The sequence below is a fragment of the Legionella cardiaca genome (assembly GCF_029026145.1).
GTDB lineage: Bacteria > Pseudomonadota > Gammaproteobacteria > Legionellales > Legionellaceae > Tatlockia > Tatlockia cardiaca.
Window position 1 is genome coordinate 414,557 of sequence record NZ_CP119078.1, and the last position, 24,040, is coordinate 438,596.

Sequence of the window (24,040 nt, forward strand, 5' to 3'; positions counted from 1 at the left end):
AGATCTTAAAAAAAATTAAGATGAAAAAAAAAATAGAAGATGTAATTAACAATAATGACGAAATTCCAATACCAAAATCCATCACGAAGAAAAAACCTTCTCGCAACAACTTACCCCTAAAGCGTTCAGCTTCCCAACATGTAAAATTTGCACGAAAAATGCATGAAATTGGTTGCATTTATGCTCTTTATGGAATATTGGATGCAGAGATTAGTACTTATGGCAGCATGCGTTATTTTTTTGATGTTTTATTCGCTGGCCAATCATCCAGTCAATTAATTCATAATTGGTTATTGACACCTACAGGTGTTGCCGTTGCACTTATTGAGTCAACGGTTTTTGTGAGTTTATCGCTGCTTAACAGTACAAAAGATGACGATACTAAAAGTGCATTTAGACAGACGGTCTCATCATTTTGGCCCTACTGCCGTAGTGCTATTAGTGAATTAAAAAAGACAAATAGAGGGGTCGGTAATACACTAAAAATAGCTACTTTTTTTAGTGCGCAAAATTTAAATCACCTGGTAATGCCGCTTGGTTTAACATTTGGTGCAGTATCTGTACTAAATCGCATCTGGTATCAGCAGATGCATAACCGCCGAAAAGAAATGAAGAAGAGACTAACGACGCTTCTACAAGAAATTTCTGAACTCAACCCAACCTCATTTGGTGATAATGACCAGTGTCTGAATCTTGAAATATACTATAACCAAATTGAAGATCAATCACTTGTCGAACAAAAAAGTGCCTATTTATCCGCCGCCTATACGGGTCTTGCGGAAGGCTTGGCGTTCTATGTGGGGATCCTGACTTTTGTTTCGGTGACTTCCTCGGCGTTTATTCCCATGGTAACTTGCTGTGTAGCTTTTGCAATGATTTCTATTGCTACACGTATCTACGAAGAGTATGAGCATCAACGCAGTCTGGCAGTCGATCGCCTACTCATTCAATTGCGTTTAAAACAAAAAGAAATAGAAACGTTAGATATTGTAGCTGGGAATATGGATATTAATAATCAATATGAATATATTTTCGGGGAAATTATTGAGCTTAGTAAACAGCTTGACGCCAAAGCAATTTCTAGCTTTAACAAAACATTAAAGGGATTGAAAGAAGGCTTACGACTCTATGCGTTTGTTAATAAAATAATTCTTGGTGCTACTGTATTTTTTAGTACTGTACCTGCTGCTTTGTTGATTGGTAGTATCGTTGCCGGAATTTTAATTCTCTTGGCTACGACAATAAAGTCAGTGCTTAAACAATCTAAACCAGTCGAGCAGCCACTAAATTATGTCGTGCCGGCATTCAGTGATTATCCTCAGGAACACGTGAGTCAATTAGTAGACAGGTTAATTCAAGTTCATGTTTCTGCAAGTATTGAAAAACCGTCTTCTTTTCGCGCTTGGTTTGAAGTGACATGGAGTTTTTTCTCTGGTTTGGATAAAGGGCGAAAAAGCATAGGTTACCTGCTAATGTTGGCTTTGATTGAAATGAGCTTGCATGATAATTATCAGGATTCACCAACAGTGATAAACGTGTCTATTGCGGTGGGCATGGTTAGTTCTTTAATTTTTGCCTTGCGTGCTCACACCTTAAATTTTGGGACACACTCAGAAAAAGAAGAGATGGAAACAAGAGAGCCCAGTAAATCTCAAGTGCTTATGCCTCTATAAATGATAAGAATTTTAAAAATAACCTCTTGGCTATTGTCTATTTTTTATTTAATCATAATAATCAAAGCATTAAGGATTAATTAAAGCGTTTTAGCAAGGCAAGGAGGCTCTAAAGTGCATTCCCTTTATTACTTAAGTGCAACTCAAATTATTGAATTAATTAAAACTAAACAAGTTTCCGCAGAGGAGATTATGCGGGCTCATCTAGACAGGATTGATAACATTAATCCTTCAATCAATGCATTGACGCAACGGGTTAATCACGAGAAATGTATTGATGAGGCTCGTCAAACCGACGCGCTTATTGCCAATAAAAAACCTCTAAAAAAATTAGCCGGTCTTCCCATTGCTATAAAAGACGCTTTAAAAATAAAAGGGCTAATTTGTTCGGCTGCGTCTCCTGGTTGGTATAAGGCTGGGGTAGCGTCTGAAAATGCGACAATTGTTAATCGTTTGCAAAACGAAGGTGCCATTATTGTTGGATTGACTAATGTGCCAGAGATGTGTCGTGGCGGTGATTCGGACAATCTCATTTATGGTCGTACAAATAATCCTTACGATCTCAGCAAAACGTCGGGTGGAAGTAGTGGTGGATCGGCAGCTTTGATAGCTGCTGGCGGTGTGTCTTTAGCCATTGGTTCGGATGGTGGTGGTAGTATCGTTCAACCCTCTCATTGTACTGGCATTGCAGCGTTAAAACCAACTCATGGTCGTATCCCGCCAACTGGTTCTATCGGGGGAGATGCTTGGGGTATGATTAGCTCGATGATTAGTTATGGCCCTATGGCTCGCTCGGTTAAAGATCTTCTTCTTGGATTAACTGTTATTGCTGGTCCGGATGATTGTCATCCTTATACGCCTCCTGTAGATATCTTATCTGCTGTTCCGCTTGAGCAACTTCGTATTGCTTATTTTACTGAAAATGGTTTTACTCCAGTGAATGAGGAGATTCAAAAGACAGTGAGGGAGGCGGCTCTTTCTCTACAGTCTGATGTACATTCAGTAACAGAAGACCGTCCTTTTTGCATAGGTGAGGCGTTTAATCTCCATTGGGATTTATTTCTTGGTGGCGACAGGGGATTAGGTTTTAAAACACTCCTACATAACCTTGGTGTCGATAAATTTTCATGGGAATTACAGGAATTTGTTCGTCAAGCGGAACTTTGTGAATTGTCAGTAATGGAATTAAATGAGCGAATGGTTGCTATTGATCGTTTCCGCTCAGAAATGCTTTTTTTCATGAAAAATTATGATGTGTTAATAAGTCCCGTATTCCCCACAGTTGCCAAAAAACATGGTATCGGTATCAAGGAAATTAGTGATTTTTCCTATGCAATGGCGCACAATTTAACCGGCTGGCCAACTGCCGTGGTACGTTGTGGCACCTCTTTTGATGGTTTGCCTATTGGAGTACAAGTGGCTGCCCGACCCTGGAGGGATACTAATGCTTTAGCGATTGCTGAACGTTTAGAACAAATTCATGGTGGCTGGCGTGCACCACTAATGTAAGGGAAATGGTATGACAAAAACTCAAAAGACGGTGGACTTGGGAAGTGGGATAAGATGGGGAGTAATTCTACTCTATTTTCTGGCTACTTTGTTTTCTGCTGTTTGGCATGGCCCGCTTGCTGTTGTTGCTCTACCTATAATTCTTGTTTTTTCCATTTTTATCGCCGTATGTTTACATGGTAAGGAACGTTACGGCATTAAAAATTTAATAATTTTCTTTATCATTACCTGGTTAGTCAGTCATTTTTTTGAGGCTTTAAGTATTCAAACAGGATTCCCGTTTGGTCATTATTATTATGACAAACTGGTTGGTCCAAGGTTATTTCAAGTACCGATTGTTATTATGTTCGCTTACTTTGGTACAGGATACGCTTCGTGGATTTTGGCTCATATACTTCTTGGCCAGTATGGTGCACGACTAGCAGGGAAGCAAATTTTTCTGGTGCCCTTTATAGCAGCATTCATAATGGTAATGTGGGATGTTTGTATGGACCCTCTGGCTTCAACCGTTTATTCTCTCTGGGTATGGCAAGGTGGTGGCAAATATTTTGGCGTCCCTTTACAAAATTATTTTGGTTGGTTTTTGGTTGTTTATATTATCTATCAACTTTTTGCATTCTATATTGCAAAATATGATGTCGTCAGAAAAGAAAAACAAGCGTTGTTTTCTTCTAAAAATTTTTGGCGGGAAGCGGTAACGATTTATGGAATCCAAGGTCTTACCCAATTAGTTGATCCTTTTGGTGCTTCAAATTATATGGAAATATACGGTTCAATGGCATTACTCACTATATTTACAATGATGTTTGTGACCTTGCTTTCTTTTATCAAAATTCAGCAAATAAATGAATTTGAATTAAATACACTGGCTAAGCGCTGATAGAATACGCGGATAAGGAGTTGTAATGTATATGATCCTTCCCGCCTGCGCGGGAAGGGGTCAAATGTTGCATTATATAATTAATGTATGATTTTCTCCGAGTTTTAGCAGGATTATTTGACAAACACGTTTTCAGGTTGGTCGAAATTATAAATTAAGCCAAAGCCTACTTGAGCTGTGTTAGGTGTGATTTTTGTTTTTTTATAAACCATGCCAAAGGGTTCAACTACACTACCGGTTATGCTTTGATAATTGATTTGGCTATAGTCCATCATAAGAGTCAAACGTGGGGTTAGAGCATGTCTGATACCTAAGCCATAGCGAATGCCACTACGGTTTTTGGTCGCGCTACGTATAGTTGGGTCGGATTCAGAAATTTTTAATCGTCCATTTGCATAACCTATGCGACCGTAAAATAAAGTGGACTCGGAGAGAAAATACCCGGGTAGTAAACTTATCCCCTCGCTATGTTTTATGGTGAAATAAGTTTTCGCAAAAGTTGAATGGATATATTCATCATTAGTGAGTTGATACTTTACAGAGCTAAGATTGCCATTGACTTCGCCGGCCAAATAATATTGGTTATATTTGTAACCGTAACCTGCAAAAATGGAACCAAAAACTCCCACTCCGGAAAAACGATTTTTATCAACCACACTAAACGACCCTTGAGCTGCTGTAGTGCCGGGACTCGGATTTACATCGACACGTCTGACAAAGGCTTTTTGGACAAAATGAGCGCCTTCTGGGCCGACACTTGCACCGGCATAAAAGCCAGAAAAACAGGGGGTAGCTACCAAAAAAGAGGTGAGACCAACCAAGCAAATTTTCCCTAACATACTCTTCCTTAAATAAATTTAGCAATCGATTGTATGCAAGAAAAAATAGCAGATCAATGGTTAAGTGCTGGAAGATAAGATTAGGTTAGCGAATCATTTCTTTATAATAAGGCGGCCTGATTGTAGAGCAATTTATTAGTAATTTTTTAAACTTACTGAATGTGTATTTGTTTTCTCTAAAATTAGTTCAGTAATTTGCTGACTTAACCTGTGACGTAAAATGTCTTTTTTGTCAAAGTTTAGAAAACTAACGCCATTGAAGAGTTCTTGATATATCTCATGCTCATCGCTTAGCGTACAGGTACACACCCCATTGAGCTCTTGTAACCTCTGACACATCGATTTTAATCGTAGATTATTTTCTTCAAGCGGTAAAAGATTATGAAGTTCGGCATCAAATTTTGCTGCTGTGGAGTAAGTTGCTAACAATAACAACGTATCAAAAACTTCATGGCGATGAGCTTTTTCAATTGGTTCCTCTGTTTTATCAAAAAAGCAGCGCATTTCATCGATAAATTGATTATATTGTACTCGGTAAATAGTTATTTTTTCTTTGACTCTCATGCATTTCTCCCTACAAAAGAGACTATGCTTAGGCACAGCTGAATTTTTTAATTTTATCTAACCCATCTTGCTTCATAAATTTATGCAAGCGTTGTTTGTATACTCTTTTTCTCTTCAGGTAAGGACTCTAGTAATTTATCAACTAACAAGTCAACCTTATTATCATGGAGCAGGCATTGCTTATGGACTTCTTTAAGTGTGCCATAATGCCCATAAAGTAAAATCATTTTCAGTAAATTATTTTCCAGTTTTGAAGATTCAGACAATTTTGTCTTAAGCTGAGAAAAATCTAAAATATTCATAATAATAGTGCCATTTGTTCCTTTTTCTACGGTCAAGTAAGGAACATTATTCTGACCATTCAGGATAACTTTATAACCGAAGTCCATGACAGTAAATAATGAGTCAATTTGAAACTCAGCATTTTTTAGTTTTTTGAAAAAAAGGCTATCGTCGCTTTTAGCACCGATATTGACTCGTGATTTATTAAAAAAAGAAGCTAGCCTTAGTAACGCTCCATTATCATTACAAATTGTTATAGATTTTGTTCCATGGGTGTCAACAGTTGCTATTAAAGGAGGTATTGCACCGCGTGGAATATTCGTATCGTAGAAGGCAATTCTGGTGTCTGGGGCACAGTACTTTATTAAATTGAGACTCGCCGTTTTGTGCATTTCGAGTAAACTATTGGTGTTGACGTAACGACCTTTATCAGCTGAGCCAGCATCTTCACTGAGAGCTCGTTCATAAGACCGCCTAACCACTTTTGCCATGTCATCAAGACAGGCACAGACGATAATGGAATTTTTATTTTTTTCTACCAGTGCTCGTTGTGAGGGCTTATAAGTTACCGCATCGACAATGACATTAGCTCTTTCAGATTTTTTTGCCGCCATGCGCATTTCAACAAGCTCACTAATTAAAAACGCGGAATCTTGGGTACGGATAAAAACTTGCTCAATTTCTTGTTTTTCAAAACGTTCAGTGAATGGCAGATGGATTCCTCGATAATCATCGGTGGCTAAAGAAACATAATCTTTTCTATCTTCATGCGAAATATATTGGCTTGAAATGGTACTTTTACCACTGGCTGCCGGTCCTAAAAAAACAAAATCTCGGTTATCGGCAAGCGGGTGTACTGTTTTTTTCTTGATTTTGAATAATTGAGCATGCTCATCTAGATACTTATCAAGGAATTCTGACATTAATTGGTTTGTCATCTGTTTCCTTATTATATTTTTTTCAATTTCTAAACAAGAAGCTAAATAATGAAGGTAGGTCTGAGAATTTTCTTCGAGTGCAGGATATAATTCTGTCATTTTAAGTTTGGCTTTATGCAAACATTGTTGGTAGGAACCTTGTTTCTCCAAAATGTCAAAAGCTTGTAGTATCTTTTGTTCGATAGTTATAAGCTCAAGCACATGCTTTTCATAAATTGAATCATGCAGGGATTTCGCTAACTCATTGACGTCTTCTATATCCACACGGTATTCAGTAATCAAGCACGCGGCAATGTTAAGAAAAAGTGCTGTTTCTGGTTTAGGTGCCAATACATCAGTTAGCCATTCAGCTTTTGCAATTTTAGCGTGCATTAACTGCTCGCTTATATTTCCCCACATAAATCCAGGTTGTAATATACGATTATGCGCTTCTTGTAATTTTCTTTCTTGCTCACTCCAGCCACTAAAATTTTTAAGTGTCAGAATATGCCGCATATTATAATGTCTATTCGCCTCAGCTTTGACTTCAGCCAATTTTCCAGGAATATATTTAAATGGTGATTTGGGAAGGACGTCGGACTCTTCGTCATGAGAAACAGTTTTTGTGGTTGTAAGAAGGTTATCCAGATGTAACCGTTTATAGCCGTCAGTAGTCTGGCTGCGCCTTATTCTCACACTACCTGATTGGTTAGTAATCTCATTTGATGTTGAAGTCGTTTTATGTGATTGAAGAATTTCTATTAATGACTTGCGGGTATGTGCTCGAGGTGTTTCCTGTTCTTGAGGAACTGGCAATTTAACCGTGCCTGCATAATTAGGATTATGCTTTATATTATAAAACTCAAGACCTGCTAAAATTACTTTTTTTGTTAAGTCGTTGACACCGTGGATTTCACCTGTCAGGTTTCCAGGAATTACATCGAGAATAGTATTATTTTTATCATAAAGAATGGTCATCACATAATCACTGGGGTGGATATGTGTATAAGCAGTCTCACTAAGCTTATTTTTTCCCATAGGATCCAAATAGGGATGTAGATTAATTCCTTTTTTGCCACGCAAAATGTAGAGGATTTTAATATCCTTATCGCCACCGTATTGCAAGGCAATATCAAATCTATCAGTGGCTGCTCTTGTCCCATCTGCCCCGGTAGTAGCAAATAAAGTCGCTGCGGTGCCAGAGCGGACCTCGTGTTTTTTAATATTATTTTCTTGTCCGCTTAACAAATGGCTGTCTGCGGAAAATTCGCCACTTTTGGTGATTTTTTTGGCAAGTAACTGGGTTTCTTCCAATGTATCGGTTAAATTACCCCCGCGGAAGGTAACAGGTGCTTGATGAGGGGTTAAATTATCATTTTCGTAACTACGGAGGGTGTAATAATGATGGGTATTAGCCTTTAATTGCGTGGTAATATGTTTTTTCATCGAATCTCTGAATACCACGGTGGTAGGTATGCTCTTACCATCTTTGTCAGTAAGTAATTGAGTCAGCTTTTTTTTATTTGCTTCTCGTACGAAAAAAAACTTCTGCCCTCCCATTAAGGCATTAATGACTTCAAGAAGATCTATCTTCCATGCCTTAGATTGATCCGTTTGATCAGTGACATATTGAATTACTTTATCATAGGTTGAATTAAATATTATTTTCCTGACAAACTCAGCGAAATTTCCTGCTGTAGAAGGGAGTGATTCGCCTGGTTTTAGTAAAGGTGTTTTAGAGTAGTAGGTTTTTATTTCATTTAGAAATAGGATTAATTGACTTATTTTTTGATCTAATTCGCTATCTTTTTCCTGAGAATCTGCATCGAGCGATGCAATGAGAGCGACTATTTCCTTCATCAATGTAGCTACGGCGTTCACTGAGCTAAATATCTCATCATCAATGACTTCTTTAACTTGATTACTGAATTGATCCAGTTCACTGTAATAACGCTGACAAGCATTGTTGGCTATATGATCTTTAAATCGGGATAAATTACCTTGCTGTAACCAATGGTAAATACAAAATGTATGCTCTTCATCTTTCACCAAATCTAGCGAAGGTAAGTGAGATAAAAATAAATCATGTTGATATTCGCCAGAAAGGTAGGCTATTGCCTTATTTTTTAGCGATGAAGTGCTATCAAGAGCAACATCGCTCGTATGCCCTCTTTTTGCTGTAATCTGCAGCATGACGGGTAAAATAGCTCTTAATTCTTCTTCACAAGTATATTGATCAAAGGCAAAACCAGCCTGGTCTGATTGGATTGTATCAGTTACTTCGCGCCCATCAGGCGTTATTACTGTGTAATGCAGTGTGCCCTCTATTATTTTTGTATATAAAGTATTTTTTTTCAGTACAGTGTCGGATGAGTTGAAGGCAAGCCCATAACTAATTGCTGCCAAAAAATCGGATAATGATTTTTTACTAATTGTTGCTGGTGAGTGTAGATGATCCTCTTTATTTCTGGCTTGATTAAATTCATTGGCGAGACTTTCCATGAAAGACTTTAAGAATTTATCGTACAAAGGGTTATTGGCTAAAAAAACCAGTAGTTGTTGAAAATCATCATGATCTTTAATTTTGGCAAAATTTGGAAAATTTTTGCTTAGTTTTTTTTGCTGAAGCAAAAATTCACTATAAACAGCATCGAATTGTTCAATGGTTGTTATCCCGGCCGATTTTAATACTTCAAGACTAAGTGTGGTTGTTTGGTTATTGGTAAGATGCAAAGCCAATTTTTGCGTGAATAACAAATAATCTGAATTACTATTGAGTATTGCAAGGATTTTATCCAAAACAATGTTATTAAATTGCTGGTTGGAATTGAAATTACCAAGCACTTCCTTTTTAATGAAAATTCCTTGCTTCTCTGCATCCTGAATAATAACAAGAGCCACTTCTGGAGCAATATTATCCCATTGATAATCTCTTCCTTGATTTGTTTTCTGATAAGAATAGCTTGTTGCCGATAATTCAAGCGCCTGACGGAGTGTGCGGTGATATTCATGCCGTTGAAGATCTAAATTAGGTTTGACACCAAAATTAATGCGCTTCGTAGTATATAAAAACGGCATTGTTAGACCCGGAAAATGGAAGAGTTTTATTTGTTAATAATTAGCACATATAGATTAATATTTTATTAAGAGGGGCGTGGGAACTAAAATAATTTTATATAAGACGTTTATTAAGTTGGAGTATTCTCTAAAGAGAACACTCCAATCTAGATGCTGATAATTAGCCATTGCCAGCTTGCAATGATATTTATTTTTTGAATTTTATTCACAAGCCGTATTTCTTCAGTATTCCTTAATCTTTGCTCGTTATAATTTTGTCCATTTAGTACATGCTAATAGCATAATCAAAAAGTAGGTCAATTTATGCCAGAGACAAACAAACAAAAAACTCCGCAGGATAATCAAGGTGAAGGTCCGACTGTAAAAAACCAAGAGACTCCATTTTCACAGAAACCGGATGACCATCCTTATGTTCTTACCTTCGTTAAATTTTTGGGGCAAGGATGGGATCACAGTGCCACTATACTTGGTAAAAAAGAATCTGTTTCCAGTGATAATTACTTTAGTATTTACCCTAAAAGGGAGCCGTTGCCCAGTTTAGGTGATCCAGACGATGGAATCGCAAATATGCGGGTAATTTTTTTTAACGCAAAAAGAATGCTATATACTGACATGGATCTTGAAACACCAGAGGAACTTGAAAAATATCCCCATGAGCTAACCGAAGTACCAGTAACCAAAGAGCAATTTGACAAAGCGAGTGAAGTTGCCAGAAAAGAAAAAGAAAAGGCCGCAAAAGGCCATCGAAAGTATTCTGTTTTTGCAACAAAAAATACATACTCCTGCGCAGGACACCAGTCTCTCTTGTTAGAGAGCATCGCTACCCCTGAAGAAAAAACGAAGTTTGCTGCAACTGGGAAAATATGGCCTACTCATTCATTTGAAAATGCTAAAAAAATATCAGCTAGCCGTAAAAATCTGGAGCCAAAAGAAGCTCAACAAGATTTATTATCAAATTACCAGATTAAGTCATCAATCCAGGGATTTTTTAGTATGAAAACTATAATGGGGCAGTTTTTACAAGCCCATCAGGAAAGACGAGAGCGTTTTGGTTTTGGCAAAACGTCAACTTCTTTATAATATAATTGGTTTCGCTGTCATAAGGGACAGCGAAAATGTAAATTATGGCTATCAGGATGGAGTACAGCAATCTCTATAATCCAAACCATTAAAAATAGGTTAATCGTTCGACTTCCATGTTATCCTTAATAGTCCCTTTTTTAGAGGCCTCAGTTAACTTTTTCGGTTGAGCAAATAAGCCTTCCTTAATTGGTGCTTGTATTGATGGTTGAGAGCATTGCTGTCGTGCTTTGCCTACTCTTTCTGCTCGCTGGAAATGAGATTGTGGCCATACGGCAATATTTTCAAAAAAGTTACGTTTAGCTAATGTTGCTTCGGGGGTATTTTCGGTGATTGCCTCCAAGACTTCTTGAGAGCTTTCCCCACAAGATCTTCCCAGGATTCGGAAAACGGAATAGTAGCTTGATCCATTTTTTCCCTCAGCAATTTGTTGGGTAATGCAGCGTTGTGCCTTTTCAAATTGCTCTTTGCTAACCGGAACCTCCACAGAAGAATACTCGTATTGACTTAATTCTTTTTCTTGCTCCCCAAAAGCCATATTTATTGCAACCATGGGCTTAATAATGTTCCGCCATAGTTCCAAGGCCTTTGTGGCATTGTCATCAGGATCATGAAATTCATTACTAACTGGTGGGTTAAAATGAGTGATGGGGTGTGCACTTAAATAAGTCTCTGCCTCGACTGCGCTGTGGGACCAAAGGGTATCACTTTTAAAGTTATAAAAAATAACTTTATAGGACGAGGGAGAGGAGGTTACTTCCGTTTTTGCTTTCATAGATATTCTCCGAAGATCTTATCTATTTTACAAGGAAGACTTTTTTTAGCAATAAAAAAGGATAAAAATTTATCTTTATGATAATTAATAGATCGAATTTAACCTCTGAGCTTGCTTTATTGAAGCTCATGGCTTTACAAGATAATAGGTTTAGTAAGCAGATTGTACTTAGCTTTTTTCAATTTAATAAATAATAATGACAAAATTGATAACAAGGAAACCGCTATTAAATACAATGCCGGAGTAGTAATCCCACCAGTATAGTAGATGAAAGATAATGAAATAAAAGGTGTTAAACCTCCAAAAAAGGCAAAGCCTAAGTTATAACTTATTGCGATTCCACTGTAACGAACTTTTGTCGGAAATAATTCACTTAAAAGTCGGGGAATTGTGCCAGCGGAAAGTCCTAACAGGATTGAGCTGCTAAGCAAGGCAATGAAGTAAAGCTGGGGATAATAAGCATAGATAACAAAGATGGGGTAAGCTAATAAAGCTGCCAGCAACGTTAGAAGAATTAGCAATTTACTTTGCTTACTGTCCGCTACATAGCCAAAAAAGATGCTTAGGCTTGAGCCCAGAGCAATCGCTGCTGTGCGTTGCCAGATATAGGTATTGGCTGGTAAATGTAAAACTTCGGTAAAATAAGCTGGGATAAATAAAAATAGGGAGGTAACAATGACGGCACAAAGCGCTGTTATCAATGCACCAGTGATAACATAAGACAGATGTTGTTTAAGGATATTAATAATAGGGAATTTCTCGATGGAACCTTCAATAGCTATAAATTGCGAAGATTCATGTAAATCTTTACGTAGTAAATAACTAAAGAATCCAAAAATACCTCCAAGAATAAAGGGTAACCGCCAGCCAAAACTATGCATTTGGTCATTTGAAAGAAGTGTTACAATTGCTGCATGAACAATTGAACCTAAAACAATGCCCATAGTTAGTGCACAAAAAATAATGCCACAGGCGAAACCTTTGTGAAGAGGAAACGATTCACTGACATAAGTGATTGCTCCAGGTATCTCGCCACCAATAGAAAGTCCTTGGATGATACGTAAACTAACAATTAAAAAAGGTGCTGCCATGCCAATCGTGGAGTAAGAGGGCATGAGTCCTATACCTAGCGTCGCAAAAGCCATCATCAGTATTGATATAGTAAAGGTTACTTTACGACCAATACGATCGCCAAAATGACCGAAAACAATACCCCCCAAGGGTCTGACAAGGTAGCCAATAGCAAAAGTCGCAAAAGTAATCATTAAGCCTGCAAGTTGATTGGCTGCTGGGAAAAAAGCACTGGAGATATAGCTTGCGAACAAGGCAAAAATGATAAAATCATAAAACTCCAGGATTCCACCCAGGCTTGAGAGTATTAATAGCTTACGTTGATCCTTTTGCACAGACGCTCCCTATAACTCAACAGAGAATATAACTGAATCAAAAGCAGTATATATACAAAAATATGCGCTAGCCAGAATCTTTGGTAGGAGATTCTTCGCTACACTTGGAATGACAGGAGGTAAACGCCTTTTCTAGGGCTTGACTATAATTTAGTTACGACTTATTGCGGTGAGTTGTAATGACGCAAAAGATTATCAAAGATCATTTAGCTTTATTTCTTGATTATAAGGCAGAGCAATTATGTCAAGAAATTAAAGGTCTAAATTTACCCTCGATCTTTCCGTTAGAAAACAGGTAGAAATTAAAAAACATATTAAGCTGGTGAAAGATTTCCTTACTTCTGAGGGCAAGTGTTTTGCTTTTTCCATCGCTGAGGGTGCTTATTCTGTTACAGGTTATGGTATCTGGTGGAGAACAATTTTAACCAAGGTAGAGAATTGGCAAGAAGGTAACCTGGCTTCCTTTAAAACACCCGTGAATTTAAATCAGTTATTATCTGAAGCTCATAAGCGTGAAACAAATGAGCGTATCGAAACACTTGGCGAACTTGTTGAGCGTGTTTTAAATACTGCTGTGCTTGAGCACGCCTTAGCAAAAGGTGTAACTACCCCATTTTTACCTGAAGGAATAGATCAAATTCAATTTTTGGATCCTGATAAACATTTTTTTGAAATCATGATAAATAAAAAACTTCTTCATATTCAAAGTCGCGATATTGTAGGAGGTTATTTTCCAACACCGCAGTTGGCGGACTTATTGGATGCTCATAAAGAATTAATTGCCGGGAATATTTGTCTTGTTCATGGTGAAGATCATGCTATCAATATTAAATACCAGCAAGGAAAATGGATCGTTTATGATCCAAATTACGATCATGACACTGTAGAAAATATGTCTAAATCATTTGATACAGCTGAAAACTGCGTTAAAGAAATTAAAACAGCTTTGCGTACTGAATCTATCGCTTTACAGTTGGCAACTTTTGATAGCGATAAAAAGGTTGCATTCAAATTTTTTGATGAATTATCTATGCAAGACATTATCCAGTTAATCGATAAAGGTGGCTTATCCGCTATTGCTCGGCGCGTACCCATGCAATTTGAGAAAATTATTGATTTAGCGACGCAATCCAAGGAAGTAGCACATGCTTTGGGTAAAGCATTGATTGATGTTAATAGAGCGAATTGGAGTGGTTTACTGGTGATTGCTCGCTATGCACCACTGCAATTGGAGCGTTTAATTAAGCTTGCCCAAAAAAATGAAATCATTGCAGCAGCAATTGCTGAATCGTTGATAATACCTAATGCGCAACAGTGGAATGCACTACATATGATGAGTTCTACCGCCGCCAATACTATTCCGGCATTATTAGAGTTAGGTGAAACAAATAAGAAAGTAGGTAAAGCACTTACGGAGGCTTTGGGAAAACCTAATTTAAAGGGCACGACTCCAAGAGAACTGATTATGCGAGAAGGGGCACTGAAATCTAAAATTTTAACTTTTGAGCTAAAACAGGGATCAACAAAGCAGCAGTTTTATGATGTGAAGGCAGGGGGAGCTACTAAAGATGAAATTTCAGGTTCAGATTTTAAACCACAAACTCAGGAAAAAGGCATGATATAATGCTAGAGTCTTACGAAAGATTGCGACAAAATTTAGCAATCAGTTGTGTGCGTGTAGTGACCCCTAACTTGCGTTTTGCATTTGTGATATGAGACTCGACTGTTCTTGGTGATATTTGCAAGTGTTTTGCTATTTGCTTGTCTGTGTAACCTTCTCGTACTAATAAAACAGCTTGATATTCTCGCTGGCTTAAACTTTGTAATCCTTCAGATTTAGGTAATTCCATACTAAAACCGATTAAGCCAATGAGGTTTTGCTGTTTATCATACAAAAGAGATTTATTGCTAATAATATCTATAAAACTTCCTTCATGACGTAAAATACGTTCACGTATTGTGATGGGCTCATGCGTTGTGAATAGTATTTTATCATTGGTTGTTAGTTCGTCTGCATATTGATGCCATGAAAAATCATAGTCTTGTTTATTGTAAATCTCATTAACAGAACGATAGCCAGCCGATTTACGTATAAAAAAATCATTAGCCCACAGATAATGACTCTGCAAGTCCTTTATAAAAACAGCCATGCATAAATTTCTAAAAGCCACTAAAGGGAGGTGTTCAAGATAATAAAACGCTGAGTGGTTTTTCTTGGCGTTGCTAAGAGTTGTTTGATTAGGCTCTTCTTCTATTAGCATAAAACTCCAAACAGGCACTGCTGAACTTTAGGACAACTTACAAGGTTGATGAGGGTCATATTATATACCTATTCTGAATGAGATTTAAAAAGCTTCCGACTAATTTATTTTTCTTTAGTGCATCATAATTGCTTAACAAATTTTATCTATAATGACTAAAAATGGTTGTCTGGAGATAATATGCATCTTGTTATTTATTTTTGTGGTACTGGTAATCCCGGCAATGATTTTCCAGAAGAATATGATTATGTTCCTGAAAATAAAAATGTTCGTACAATTTTTGTTAAGGGCTGTGATGAACCCGAAGTCTGCAATAGTACTATATTCCCTAATTTAAAAGAATTCGCAGGTCGTTTTGTAAAAAAATTATTTAAACGGGATGAAGGACAAGAAAAAGATAATTTACAGTTTAAAACCACCAATAAAGATACACTTCAAAGTATCGGTATAAATCTAGAGGAGTATGAAATTCTAGATGAATTCGGTCGGCCTAAACGAACGGTTAAGCGTACTAATATAACTGGTGCAGACATGGATGAAGAAATTGAAAGTATTACTCTATGTGGATATAGCCGGGGTGCGGTAACCTGCTTTGAGGTCGCCAGACAATTAAATCAACTAGCGCCTCGTATTCCAGTTGATATTGTTGCCGATCAGCCAGTGCCAGGAAACTGTTATCAAGGACCTTTATCTAATGCTGGAAGTATCGCTGACTGCAGTGATTTAACTAATCTTCGCAATGTCAGCGTTATTCTGGGTGCATATACAGGAGCGATATTGAATGTTGATTTGCACGTTGTAAAAAAGGCGGGTTTTCAGATTGAGGATTTTTCTCCCTATAAAAATAGTTATTTAGTTGATCAAAATTTTCTCTTCTATTATGTTGATTCTGATGGTAAACCTGAGCGATTAGACCGCCCTGATATTATCTATGACATGAGGGAAGTGTTTGAACATTACCGCATTGATCCGGATAAAGATGGAAAAAACTCAATTCCAGTTGAAGCATTGAAATATATGGTCGGACAACATCATAAGCCTGAGTCTCATTATGAAAGCACTAATCCAGTGCATCGAGGTTTTTTTTCGCAGATTGTGCCAAAATTACCACGACAAACCCATCGAGATTTAATTGTTATTCCCCGTGAAAGCCATCATCAAGTTAGACCTAATGCAGCTGGTGGTTCAAAGCATATGCATATGCAGCTTGCCAAGTATTTGAATGCTAAAAAAGGTAACAATAGAAAAAAACTAGGTCTGGTATCCGATGAAGAGGTTGCAAGAAAAACAGAGGAGGCTAGAGCCACTTACCATACTCGTTTAGGGCAGGATCCTACATATTTTCCTCCATCCAGTGATTTACAAGGTTTTTTTGGTAGCTTAAAAAAGGAAATGGCTTATCGTTACATCGATAAATTACATCCTCAGGCTTATGAACGCAAAGGCATGAAATGGGATGCAAACGAAGAAACATTGTTAGAGTGGTGGCAACGACAAGATAAAAAAGCGTCTCGTTTTTCAACTCCTTTAACAAAGGATTTGGTTAAAGCTATTAAAGATACTCAACTAAGTGATAAAGAACAAACTATAAAACTGTTCAAGCAAGCTGATCGTTGGTTGATGCTTAAAGAAAATAGTTCTACCTCACGATATTCTCAGGTAGAAAGTTTACGCACTCATCTTATGCAGTATTTAGAAAATGTGCATGGAGTTTCAAAGGAGGAGCTAGTACAGCTTAATCGAGAGGTTATGGCGGAGACAGACTATTTTCTTAAACATTGGACTGAAGGAAGTAAAGCGGCTTCCTGGTTTCAAACGGTGGCCACAGATCAATTGGATAAAGCATTTCAAGCTCATGCTCAACTTAAACCCCCTACCGAGGAGGGAGATCGAGCATTATTGAAAGCTTTAGGTACCTGGCTTGATAAGAAGGAAAAAAATCCCAGTAAGACCAGTCGTTATGATTTAGTGATTGAAATGTATGAACATTTAGTAGAAGTCATTGAAAATAATTATGGAAGTGACTTAAAGCAAGAAATGGAAGTAAGTTTAACCTAAAACCATGAGGTAACATTTAAGCTATTTTTGTTACTTGATTTTTTAAGAAAGAAAGTAATTCTTTCCTTATTTTTTAAAAGTAATTCGAGTACCTTAGGTATTATTTTTTCGATGATGTCCGTATCAAAATTGTTGGTTAAAAGCACAATACTAAGCTGCTCTTTGGGGAAATAATAATATTGTCCTTGGAAGCCTGAACTCATGCCATTATGAGTCCAAGCCCAGTAGCCATTAATTTCCTCACGGTAAATGCCTAAACCATAATCATCCTTTGTCCGAAGCATTGTTTTAAGCGTAGCCAGGGTTAAAAGTGTTTTGTTTTTTAATAATGCTTGAATAAACCGATCTAGATCAGCAACAGTGCTTACCATGCCGCTATCACCCATCCCCAAGCCATCGTTGAGGTACGTTACATCAGTGAGTTTTTCATCTTCCAGTTGATAACCATGTGTTCTTAAATAATTTTTGGTATTCGATTCTGTAATTTCAATAAAGGTATTTTTTAATTGTAATGGTGCCAGGATTTGTTGTCTGATAGAGGCTGCATAGGGATATCCCGTTAATTTCTCTGTGATGAGTTGCAACAATAAATAATTGGTATTGCTATATTCGTAAGATTTACCAGGAGAAAAACTCGGTTTTTTATCATAAACAAGTTGAATACATAATTCTGGGGTCCATGTTTTCCCAACCATATTAACAATAAGATCAGTGTAAGTATCATACTCTACGTAATTAGGTATACCACTTCGCATTTGTAATAATTGTCTAATTGTGACGCGTTGGCCATTGGGTATACGTTTGACATCAATCGTATTAGGTAATAAAGGTGCTATTTTTGCATCGAGACTAAGCTTCTTTTCTTCAACCAATTTTAAAATAGTGGTTGCAAGAAAGGTTTTACTCATACTGGCAATACGAAAATTATTGGAATCTTTCATCGGCTGATGACTTTTTTCGTCAGCTAAACCTGCGGAAATTGTAATAGTGCCCAGTTGAGGATTGGATACGAGTAGTACAGCACCGGGTGTCGATGAGTGTGTTAATGCTGTATCCAGTATATTTTTTAACCGAGCGACAAGTGCATCATCGGCGAAAGCTGCTTTATAAGGAAAAAAAGCAACAAGGAAAAGAGCACAGACTAAATTTTTTTGCAAAAGAGGCCTGATGCTATCCATAGTACTCTCGAATTCAATTGTTATCTTCAGCGTAGCCAAGAGGCTCAGCTTTTACAATAACGCCTCAGAGTAGATAACGCTTAATTTCCCTGTTTGAGTTCCTTCAAAAGTTGTCGACGAAATGTTTGATAATCAACCTCGAGAGCATGACGAATACTGCCTTTATAATGTTGACGTGAACACCTAATTTCTTTTTCAATTTTGTCAGGCAAATTAGGAGGACGTTTTAGGGTACCTGCAATTATTTTGGCCGCAATTTTTGCCTGGAAATCAGCTAGAGGCCATATACAGCCTTGTGGTTGAACAAGCCCAATAAAATATAAGGTCTCAAATTCTGGATGCATCATTTTACGATAAAGAGGGATGCTCGTAGCAGTGCTATAGTCGATTAAATTTTTATCAAAAAATGGAAAACTGGTCTGATATCCCGTGGCGAAGATAACCACATCAAATTCTTCCTTCAACCCATTAACAAAATAAACATTATTTTCTTCAAAACGCTCAATTCCTCGGCGCGGCAAAACTCTGCCATGTCTAATGGAATAAAGGAGTTCCGAATTAATCGTGGGGTGTATTTCCAGCGGTTTGCAGGTAGGTTTTTGCAAGCGATATTTAGGATATCGCCCTTGTAAGATGCGAATGGCATGTTTAGCGAGAAATTGCTTTAACCAGAGTGGTATCCATCTAAGTTTTGCAAACAGAATGTCAGTAGGCTTACCGAAAATAAATTTAGGAAAAATATGTTGTCCGCGACGCATACTGATGCAGGTTTTTGCAGAAATACGAGCTATTTCTACGGCAATATCGCAGGCAGAGTTACCACCACCCACTACTAAAACCCGCTTATCCTTAAATGGTGCCGCCTTTTTATATTGATGAGCATGGAGAAGTTCACCCTTAAATTCGCCAGGATAATTGGGAGTGACTGGGTCCCAATGATGACCATTAGCGACTAACACATAATCATAAATGGTGTCGTGTATACCATTTTCATCACGATAGATGACTTGCCATTGGTTATTTTCTTTTGGAGAAACTTGTTCTACCTTCGTATTGAATTTAATATAGCGACCTATATCAAAGTGACTTGCATAAGATTCAAAATAATCGAGGATCTGCTTATGTGAAGGGTAATCAGGATATTCACCAGGCATGGGGAAATCTTCAAACTCCGAGAGGCGTTTTGAGCTAATGATATGCGTGGTTTCATAAACACTGGAGTGGTTATTTTTCTCATCAAATACCCAATTACCCCCTAATTTGTTGCTTTTCTCAAAGACTGTGAAATTATTTAATCCTTGTTGCAGTAAATTTTTGGCAGCGGCCAGGCCGCAGGGGCCTGCGCCAATGATGCAAATTCTTGGTGAAGCATTAGCTTGTTGTTTCATGATAACGATATATCTTACAGATTAGATTTTTATTATTTAATACATTTCGTTTTAAGCATTTTTTGTTTTTTGCTGCACCGAATCATCATGCTTTCTAGTGGTATGGTTAATTACCGCGAGTACATTTTCGAGCATAATTTTTTGAATTTCTTTATGTTTGTCAATGGTAAAATGATTGACATAAATATTTTGCAGTTTAGAAACATCAAAATTGTTAACATAGGTAAATTCTGGATCTTCTGCTTTAATTTTAAGACCGCTAAACATAGGGACAAAAGCCGGTTTATAGAGATTGAGAACGTATTTGACATTCGGTGGTACTTTAACAGGAGCAACTGCATCGACTGTAATTAAAAGATCAACTGGGATATGTGCTTTATAAAGATTTTGCGCTACTTTAATTTGCTCATTTGCTCCCAATGAATGACCAATCAAGATAATTGGCCCCTGCAATGTTTTTGTCTTGCGATGTTCAATAATATAGTCGCTTAATTTGTTCGCTTTATACCAAATAGTGCTGGCGGTCCTTACGTGGTAATCATTATCAAGGGTATTTTCTAAACGATTCATCCCTTTACTAAAAATGCCTCCTAATCCACGCATGGTATAGACTTGTCCCTTCTTGTAAACTACTCCTTGTTTATTTTGGGCAGGTGTTTGTGAAGCAAGGTCCATGCAGTTGGTAAGCATGCTGACTAAAAATAGACAAAAAATTAATTTACAAGCCTTTAAAAGGTGAGGGTATGCCATAGTACGATTCTTCATTCTAGTTATTTCTCGATTTTACATAAATTTTAAATAGGGTAAAACCAGTTTTCTTAAGACAGCATGAAGAGTGCCCTAAAAGAATAAAAATAATACACAATATTTGTTTTTTATGTTATGTGGATATAGTTTAAGATTAGAGCGGTGATTTCAATCTAAAATAGAAGTAGGACTTTGCGGAGACTATTATGCCGAGTAGACGCGTTTTAAAAATGGGTAATCGACAACTGGCAAGTCCGTCAAAACCTTTAGAAAATTTTGCCAGGGAAGGCCGTTCTTACCCTGGATTGAATGAATTGCTTCAGGACATGCTTGCGACAATGAAAGAAAAAGGAGGCGTCGGTATTGCTGCGCCACAAATAGGTTGCAGTCAGCGAGTCATCATGTTTGGTTTCGAAAAAAGTGCACGTTATCCGAATGAAAGACCTGTACCATTTACCATTTTAATTAATCCCATCATAAAAATTTTATCACAAGAAATGAATGATGGATGGGAAGGATGCCTTAGTGTCCCAGGATTAAGAGGTTTAGTTTCTCGTTATAATAAAATTGAATACAGTGGTTATGACCCAGATGGCAAACCAATTAGTCGAGTGGTAGAAGGGTTTCATGCAAGAATTGTACAACACGAATATGATCACCTCGATGGTATTTTATTTCCGCAACGTTTAAAAGATTTGCAAAATTTTGGTTTTGAAGATGAATTGCAATTCTAATAGAAATTTATTTTGCCAACTTTCTGGCAGATGCAAAATACCTCACAGCAAATGCGTTTTCGCTCTCATGATGATAAAACACTGAAAATTTACCAAAAAAGTTATCAACGCGTTTGATTCGCCTTTCTGGAAGTTGATATTCCGCTGATTATTGTCGTCTGTTAAATTACCTTCGCTTGAATAAGAAACTGTTTTTCCTACTGCTGTTAAATCATTACCATTCTGTATAAAGAAGTAATTGCTATTTTTTGATTATTCTTAATATTTAACTAATGTATTTTTGTTATCTTTAGAAATAAGACGATTATTTATAGTCTATAAATATAAAATGTCCCTACACTTTAAGGATCTAGGGATTTCACGTGGGATGCTCTGAAATGAGAAGTGTTGTGGGAGTTTGAAATGATTCCTGAAACGAAAGTTGAAGAATGGGTCAGTAAAATTGGTAATTATGAATTAGATAAAGATAGCCCCCGTGAGCAACGTGAAGCCAATTTTGACATTGATCTTTTTTTAACTCCTGAGGCGCAAGCAAAACTCTATGAGTCTACTCACTCCGAAGATGTTGAACCTACCGCTGCACGCGAGCAATTTATTCGTTTTCTCTATCGTAAATTTAAAGATATAGAGAGAAATCCTCATTTAGCCGATAAAACAGTGCAATTGGCTGACTTTCTTGATGATATAGATGAAGATGGTCTAGCACTTTATAAGGCTGCAGTCGAAGAAGAAAGCAAAAGTAAGGCATTTAGAGATGCCGTGTTTTTTAAATCGCTAAAACATTATCCCGGTAACAAATGGGCACAACGTATGGTGTTATGGGTTGGGGGCCCTTCGAGTTCCGGAAAAACCTATGGTGCAAAAGGCGCTGTCGAAAAAATGAGCCGCGATGTTCTTAAAAAAACAACCGAAGAAGGTGGCAATGATATTGTTTCGGTAGATGGAAGTTTTGAAAGAGAAACATCACAAATGCGGCAAATGGTATTACAGTTTGCCTTAGCTACTGGATATAAAGGAATTCAAGATTTACATACACATAGCAAAGATCTTACTGTAAAGAAATATGTACGCGAAGCCGCGCTGGAAGACAAAAGATTAAGCCTGGTGATACCAGATACCTTTGTACGCAATCCAAAAGAAATTCGAAAAGAATTTAAAGCTTACGAAAAGGCAGGCGTTGTTCAAGCCTTTAGTGAAGTAAAAGCCGAAAAGGGTTATCAGGATCGTTTCCAAACCTCTGTAAAAAAAATGGGAGATGCGCGAGCATGGAATAATAAGGTTTTTACTGAATCTCAAATTGCTATGAATAACCGTAATATAGGTTGCGAATCTAAAGTATATGAAGGCCATTATTTTAAATTCGGCCTGCATATGACTAAAATTTTTAAAAAATTCTATAAGGCATATAGTCGAGATAAAGTAACACTGACTATCATGAATGATCTTATTTATTTAGTGAAAAGAGATAATGCATGGCAAGAGTGTGAATATAGCGATAACCTGGATAATCAGATTGAAGGTATTGATTTTATCCGCATGCCAGCAAGGGCTTATAATTACTGGCGAGACAATAAGATTGCGCAGCCCTTGGAAACATGGTTCGAAGAAACCGGTAAACACATAAAATCGTTAACTGAACAAGTTATTACCGACAAAAAAAATGAGAAATATTCGAAGCATCACTCCTTTTTTAATCTGTTGCGAGTTAGTAGCTTACGAGAGCTTTTTATAAAAGATGTTGAAAAAGAACAAAGAAGGTTACGTCATCAAATTGCTGTGAATGAAGACATGATAACCGCTTTAGAAGAAGAAATTGACACATTAACAGCTGATACTGAGGTGGCAGAATTATTAAGTGCAAAATTAGAGACATGTAAACTTCTCCAGGCATCGTTGAAAGAAAATTTGAATATGTTGAGTGACCCTCACAGAAGCACAACAGAAGCTATGCAATTCTTACCTTATATTGACAGTTATGTCGATATTCCGATTAGCGACAAAGAAGAATTATTACAGCAAACGGTTAGGGGGGATACACCATCAATTGCTATTACCTCAGAAACGGAAAACCAGGGTGAATTTCTTGCTCCACAACTGAAAGACGATTATTGTCGAGTACATTATGTTGATCTTTCTTCTGCGCCCGCTACAAAAGCAATGTTTGTACAAGAAAAAAATTCAGGCTCTGAGCGTGGTTTTACGCTTTCAGCGGTAGAGGAATCAATTGATCATGAGCCTACTGCTCTATTTGAATATTCCTTGGCAATGGCAAGTAGTCTGTTACTGGGACTCGATACCCCACCAACAGAGAAGAAACCTGTGACTATTCAAGGTTGGGATAGAGAGTTATTGGCTTACATGTGGACTGCGTTGGTGGTATTAGGTGAGAAAACGTCGGGTATGAAATTTCCTCTGGAAGCAATCTCAGTGTTCACCACAGCCTTTACAACTAATCAAGAGATGATGAGTGATAAGAAATTTTCACCACAATCTCTGCATGAAACTATTTTCAAGACTCACGAAGCATTCGTTAACTTGAAGGTCAAGGAATTAGAATCACTGCTTAAATTAAAATCAGACCCTGAAGCGCAAGCAAAATTGCTTAATCAGGAATTGGTTGAAGCTACGCAATCATTGCAAAAATAAGCATTGGGTAAATGAATCTGCATGC

The 24,040-nt window shown here is 37.3% G+C and carries 17 protein-coding genes; 8 read left to right on the plus strand and 9 right to left on the minus strand.

The annotated features are described in order from the left end of the window. Window positions 1-20: 20 nt before the first annotated feature. From PXX05_RS01880 to PXX05_RS01890, 3 genes are all read left to right on the plus strand, one after another. Window positions 21-1,673, plus strand: coding sequence for a hypothetical protein (locus PXX05_RS01880; RefSeq protein WP_275089357.1), 1,653 nt, complete (start codon window positions 21-23; stop codon window positions 1,671-1,673). A gap of 114 nt (window positions 1,674-1,787) precedes the next feature. Then, window positions 1,788-3,182, plus strand: a complete 1,395-nt coding sequence (locus tag PXX05_RS01885) for an amidase (protein WP_275089358.1) — start codon at window positions 1,788-1,790, stop codon at window positions 3,180-3,182. A gap of 10 nt (window positions 3,183-3,192) precedes the next feature. Next, entirely contained in the window at window positions 3,193-4,062 is an 870-nt protein-coding gene (locus tag PXX05_RS01890; RefSeq protein WP_275089359.1) for a carotenoid biosynthesis protein, read from the plus strand. A gap of 113 nt (window positions 4,063-4,175) precedes the next feature. Here PXX05_RS01890 and PXX05_RS01895 read toward each other — a convergent pair whose 3' ends face one another. The 3 genes from PXX05_RS01895 to PXX05_RS01905 all read right to left on the minus strand — a co-directional run bounded on the left by PXX05_RS01895 (window position 4,176) and on the right by PXX05_RS01905 (window position 9,742). Then, a complete protein-coding gene (locus PXX05_RS01895; protein WP_275089360.1) occupies window positions 4,176-4,901 on the minus strand; it encodes an outer membrane protein in 726 nt (241 codons plus the stop codon). A gap of 135 nt (window positions 4,902-5,036) precedes the next feature. Then, on the minus strand, window positions 5,037-5,465 hold the full coding sequence (locus PXX05_RS01900; protein WP_275089361.1) for a hypothetical protein: 429 nt from the start codon (window positions 5,463-5,465) through the stop codon (window positions 5,037-5,039). Between the two features lie 80 nt (window positions 5,466-5,545). Next, window positions 5,546-9,742 (minus strand): ATP-binding protein, encoded by a 4,197-nt coding sequence (locus PXX05_RS01905; RefSeq protein WP_275089362.1) that lies wholly within the window; start codon window positions 9,740-9,742, stop codon window positions 5,546-5,548. A 303-nt stretch (window positions 9,743-10,045) separates the two neighbouring features. Here PXX05_RS01905 and PXX05_RS01910 point away from each other — a divergent pair, with 303 nt between their 5' ends. After that, the gene (locus PXX05_RS01910; RefSeq protein ID WP_275089363.1) at window positions 10,046-10,822 is read left to right on the plus strand and encodes a hypothetical protein; all 777 of its coding nucleotides are present in this window, start codon (window positions 10,046-10,048) and stop codon (window positions 10,820-10,822) included. A gap of 88 nt (window positions 10,823-10,910) precedes the next feature. Here the strand turns inward: PXX05_RS01910 and PXX05_RS01915 are convergent, their stop codons facing one another. Together PXX05_RS01915 and PXX05_RS01920 are read right to left on the minus strand one after the other, a co-directional pair. Continuing rightward, window positions 10,911-11,597, minus strand: coding sequence for a hypothetical protein (locus PXX05_RS01915; protein ID WP_275089364.1), 687 nt, complete (start codon window positions 11,595-11,597; stop codon window positions 10,911-10,913). A gap of 134 nt (window positions 11,598-11,731) precedes the next feature. Beyond that, complete coding sequence (locus PXX05_RS01920; protein WP_275089365.1) at window positions 11,732-13,003, minus strand: MFS transporter; 1,272 nt, start codon at window positions 13,001-13,003, stop codon at window positions 11,732-11,734. Window positions 13,004-13,325: 322 nt separating this feature from the next. On the opposite strand from PXX05_RS01920, the gene PXX05_RS01925 reads away from it, so the two are divergent. Beyond that, a complete protein-coding gene (locus PXX05_RS01925) occupies window positions 13,326-14,627 on the plus strand; it encodes a hypothetical protein (RefSeq protein WP_275089366.1) in 1,302 nt (433 codons plus the stop codon). A 10-nt stretch (window positions 14,628-14,637) separates the two neighbouring features. Here PXX05_RS01925 and PXX05_RS01930 read toward each other — a convergent pair whose 3' ends face one another. Beyond that, a complete protein-coding gene (locus PXX05_RS01930) occupies window positions 14,638-15,264 on the minus strand; it encodes a helix-turn-helix domain-containing protein (protein ID WP_275089367.1) in 627 nt (208 codons plus the stop codon). A gap of 180 nt (window positions 15,265-15,444) precedes the next feature. On the opposite strand from PXX05_RS01930, the gene PXX05_RS01935 reads away from it, so the two are divergent. Then, window positions 15,445-17,322 (plus strand): hypothetical protein, encoded by a 1,878-nt coding sequence (locus PXX05_RS01935; protein WP_275089368.1) that lies wholly within the window; start codon window positions 15,445-15,447, stop codon window positions 17,320-17,322. On the opposite strand, the gene PXX05_RS01940 is transcribed toward PXX05_RS01935, so the two are convergent. The 3 genes from PXX05_RS01940 to PXX05_RS01950 form a co-directional block, all read right to left on the minus strand. After that, the gene (locus tag PXX05_RS01940) at window positions 17,319-18,500 is read right to left on the minus strand and encodes a serine hydrolase domain-containing protein (protein ID WP_275089369.1); all 1,182 of its coding nucleotides are present in this window, start codon (window positions 18,498-18,500) and stop codon (window positions 17,319-17,321) included. The two genes, PXX05_RS01935 and PXX05_RS01940, sit on opposite strands and share 4 nt — an antisense overlap. Before the next feature lie 80 nt (window positions 18,501-18,580). Beyond that, entirely contained in the window at window positions 18,581-19,888 is a 1,308-nt protein-coding gene (locus PXX05_RS01945) for a flavin-containing monooxygenase (RefSeq protein WP_275089370.1), read from the minus strand. Window positions 19,889-19,939: 51 nt separating this feature from the next. Continuing rightward, on the minus strand, window positions 19,940-20,653 hold the full coding sequence (locus PXX05_RS01950) for a hypothetical protein (RefSeq protein WP_275089371.1): 714 nt from the start codon (window positions 20,651-20,653) through the stop codon (window positions 19,940-19,942). Between the two features lie 188 nt (window positions 20,654-20,841). On the opposite strand from PXX05_RS01950, the gene def reads away from it, so the two are divergent. Beyond that, complete coding sequence (def, locus tag PXX05_RS01955; RefSeq protein ID WP_275089372.1) at window positions 20,842-21,369, plus strand: peptide deformylase; 528 nt, start codon at window positions 20,842-20,844, stop codon at window positions 21,367-21,369. Between the two features lie 402 nt (window positions 21,370-21,771). Continuing rightward, on the plus strand, window positions 21,772-24,015 hold the full coding sequence (locus PXX05_RS01960; protein WP_275089373.1) for a hypothetical protein: 2,244 nt from the start codon (window positions 21,772-21,774) through the stop codon (window positions 24,013-24,015). Window positions 24,016-24,040: the final 25 nt, after the last annotated feature.

Coding starts and splice junctions, on each gene's coding strand:
- PXX05_RS01910 (WP_275089363.1), top strand. CDS start 10,046: ATGCCAGAGACAAACAAACAAAAAACTCCGCAGGATAATCAAGGTGAA.
- PXX05_RS01935 (WP_275089368.1), top strand. CDS start 15,445: ATGCATCTTGTTATTTATTTTTGTGGTACTGGTAATCCCGGCAATGAT.
- PXX05_RS01905 (WP_275089362.1), bottom strand. CDS start 9,742: ATGCCGTTTTTATATACTACGAAGCGCATTAATTTTGGTGTCAAACCT.
- PXX05_RS01945 (WP_275089370.1), bottom strand. CDS start 19,888: ATGAAACAACAAGCTAATGCTTCACCAAGAATTTGCATCATTGGCGCA.
- PXX05_RS01890 (WP_275089359.1), top strand. CDS start 3,193: ATGACAAAAACTCAAAAGACGGTGGACTTGGGAAGTGGGATAAGATGG.
- PXX05_RS01900 (WP_275089361.1), bottom strand. CDS start 5,465: ATGAGAGTCAAAGAAAAAATAACTATTTACCGAGTACAATATAATCAA.
- PXX05_RS01950 (WP_275089371.1), bottom strand. CDS start 20,653: ATGAAGAATCGTACTATGGCATACCCTCACCTTTTAAAGGCTTGTAAA.
- PXX05_RS01960 (WP_275089373.1), top strand. CDS start 21,772: ATGATTCCTGAAACGAAAGTTGAAGAATGGGTCAGTAAAATTGGTAAT.
- PXX05_RS01895 (WP_275089360.1), bottom strand. CDS start 4,901: ATGTTAGGGAAAATTTGCTTGGTTGGTCTCACCTCTTTTTTGGTAGCT.
- PXX05_RS01930 (WP_275089367.1), bottom strand. CDS start 15,264: ATGCTAATAGAAGAAGAGCCTAATCAAACAACTCTTAGCAACGCCAAG.
- def (WP_275089372.1), top strand. CDS start 20,842: ATGCCGAGTAGACGCGTTTTAAAAATGGGTAATCGACAACTGGCAAGT.
- PXX05_RS01940 (WP_275089369.1), bottom strand. CDS start 18,500: ATGGATAGCATCAGGCCTCTTTTGCAAAAAAATTTAGTCTGTGCTCTT.
- PXX05_RS01880 (WP_275089357.1), top strand. CDS start 21: ATGAAAAAAAAAATAGAAGATGTAATTAACAATAATGACGAAATTCCA.
- PXX05_RS01915 (WP_275089364.1), bottom strand. CDS start 11,597: ATGAAAGCAAAAACGGAAGTAACCTCCTCTCCCTCGTCCTATAAAGTT.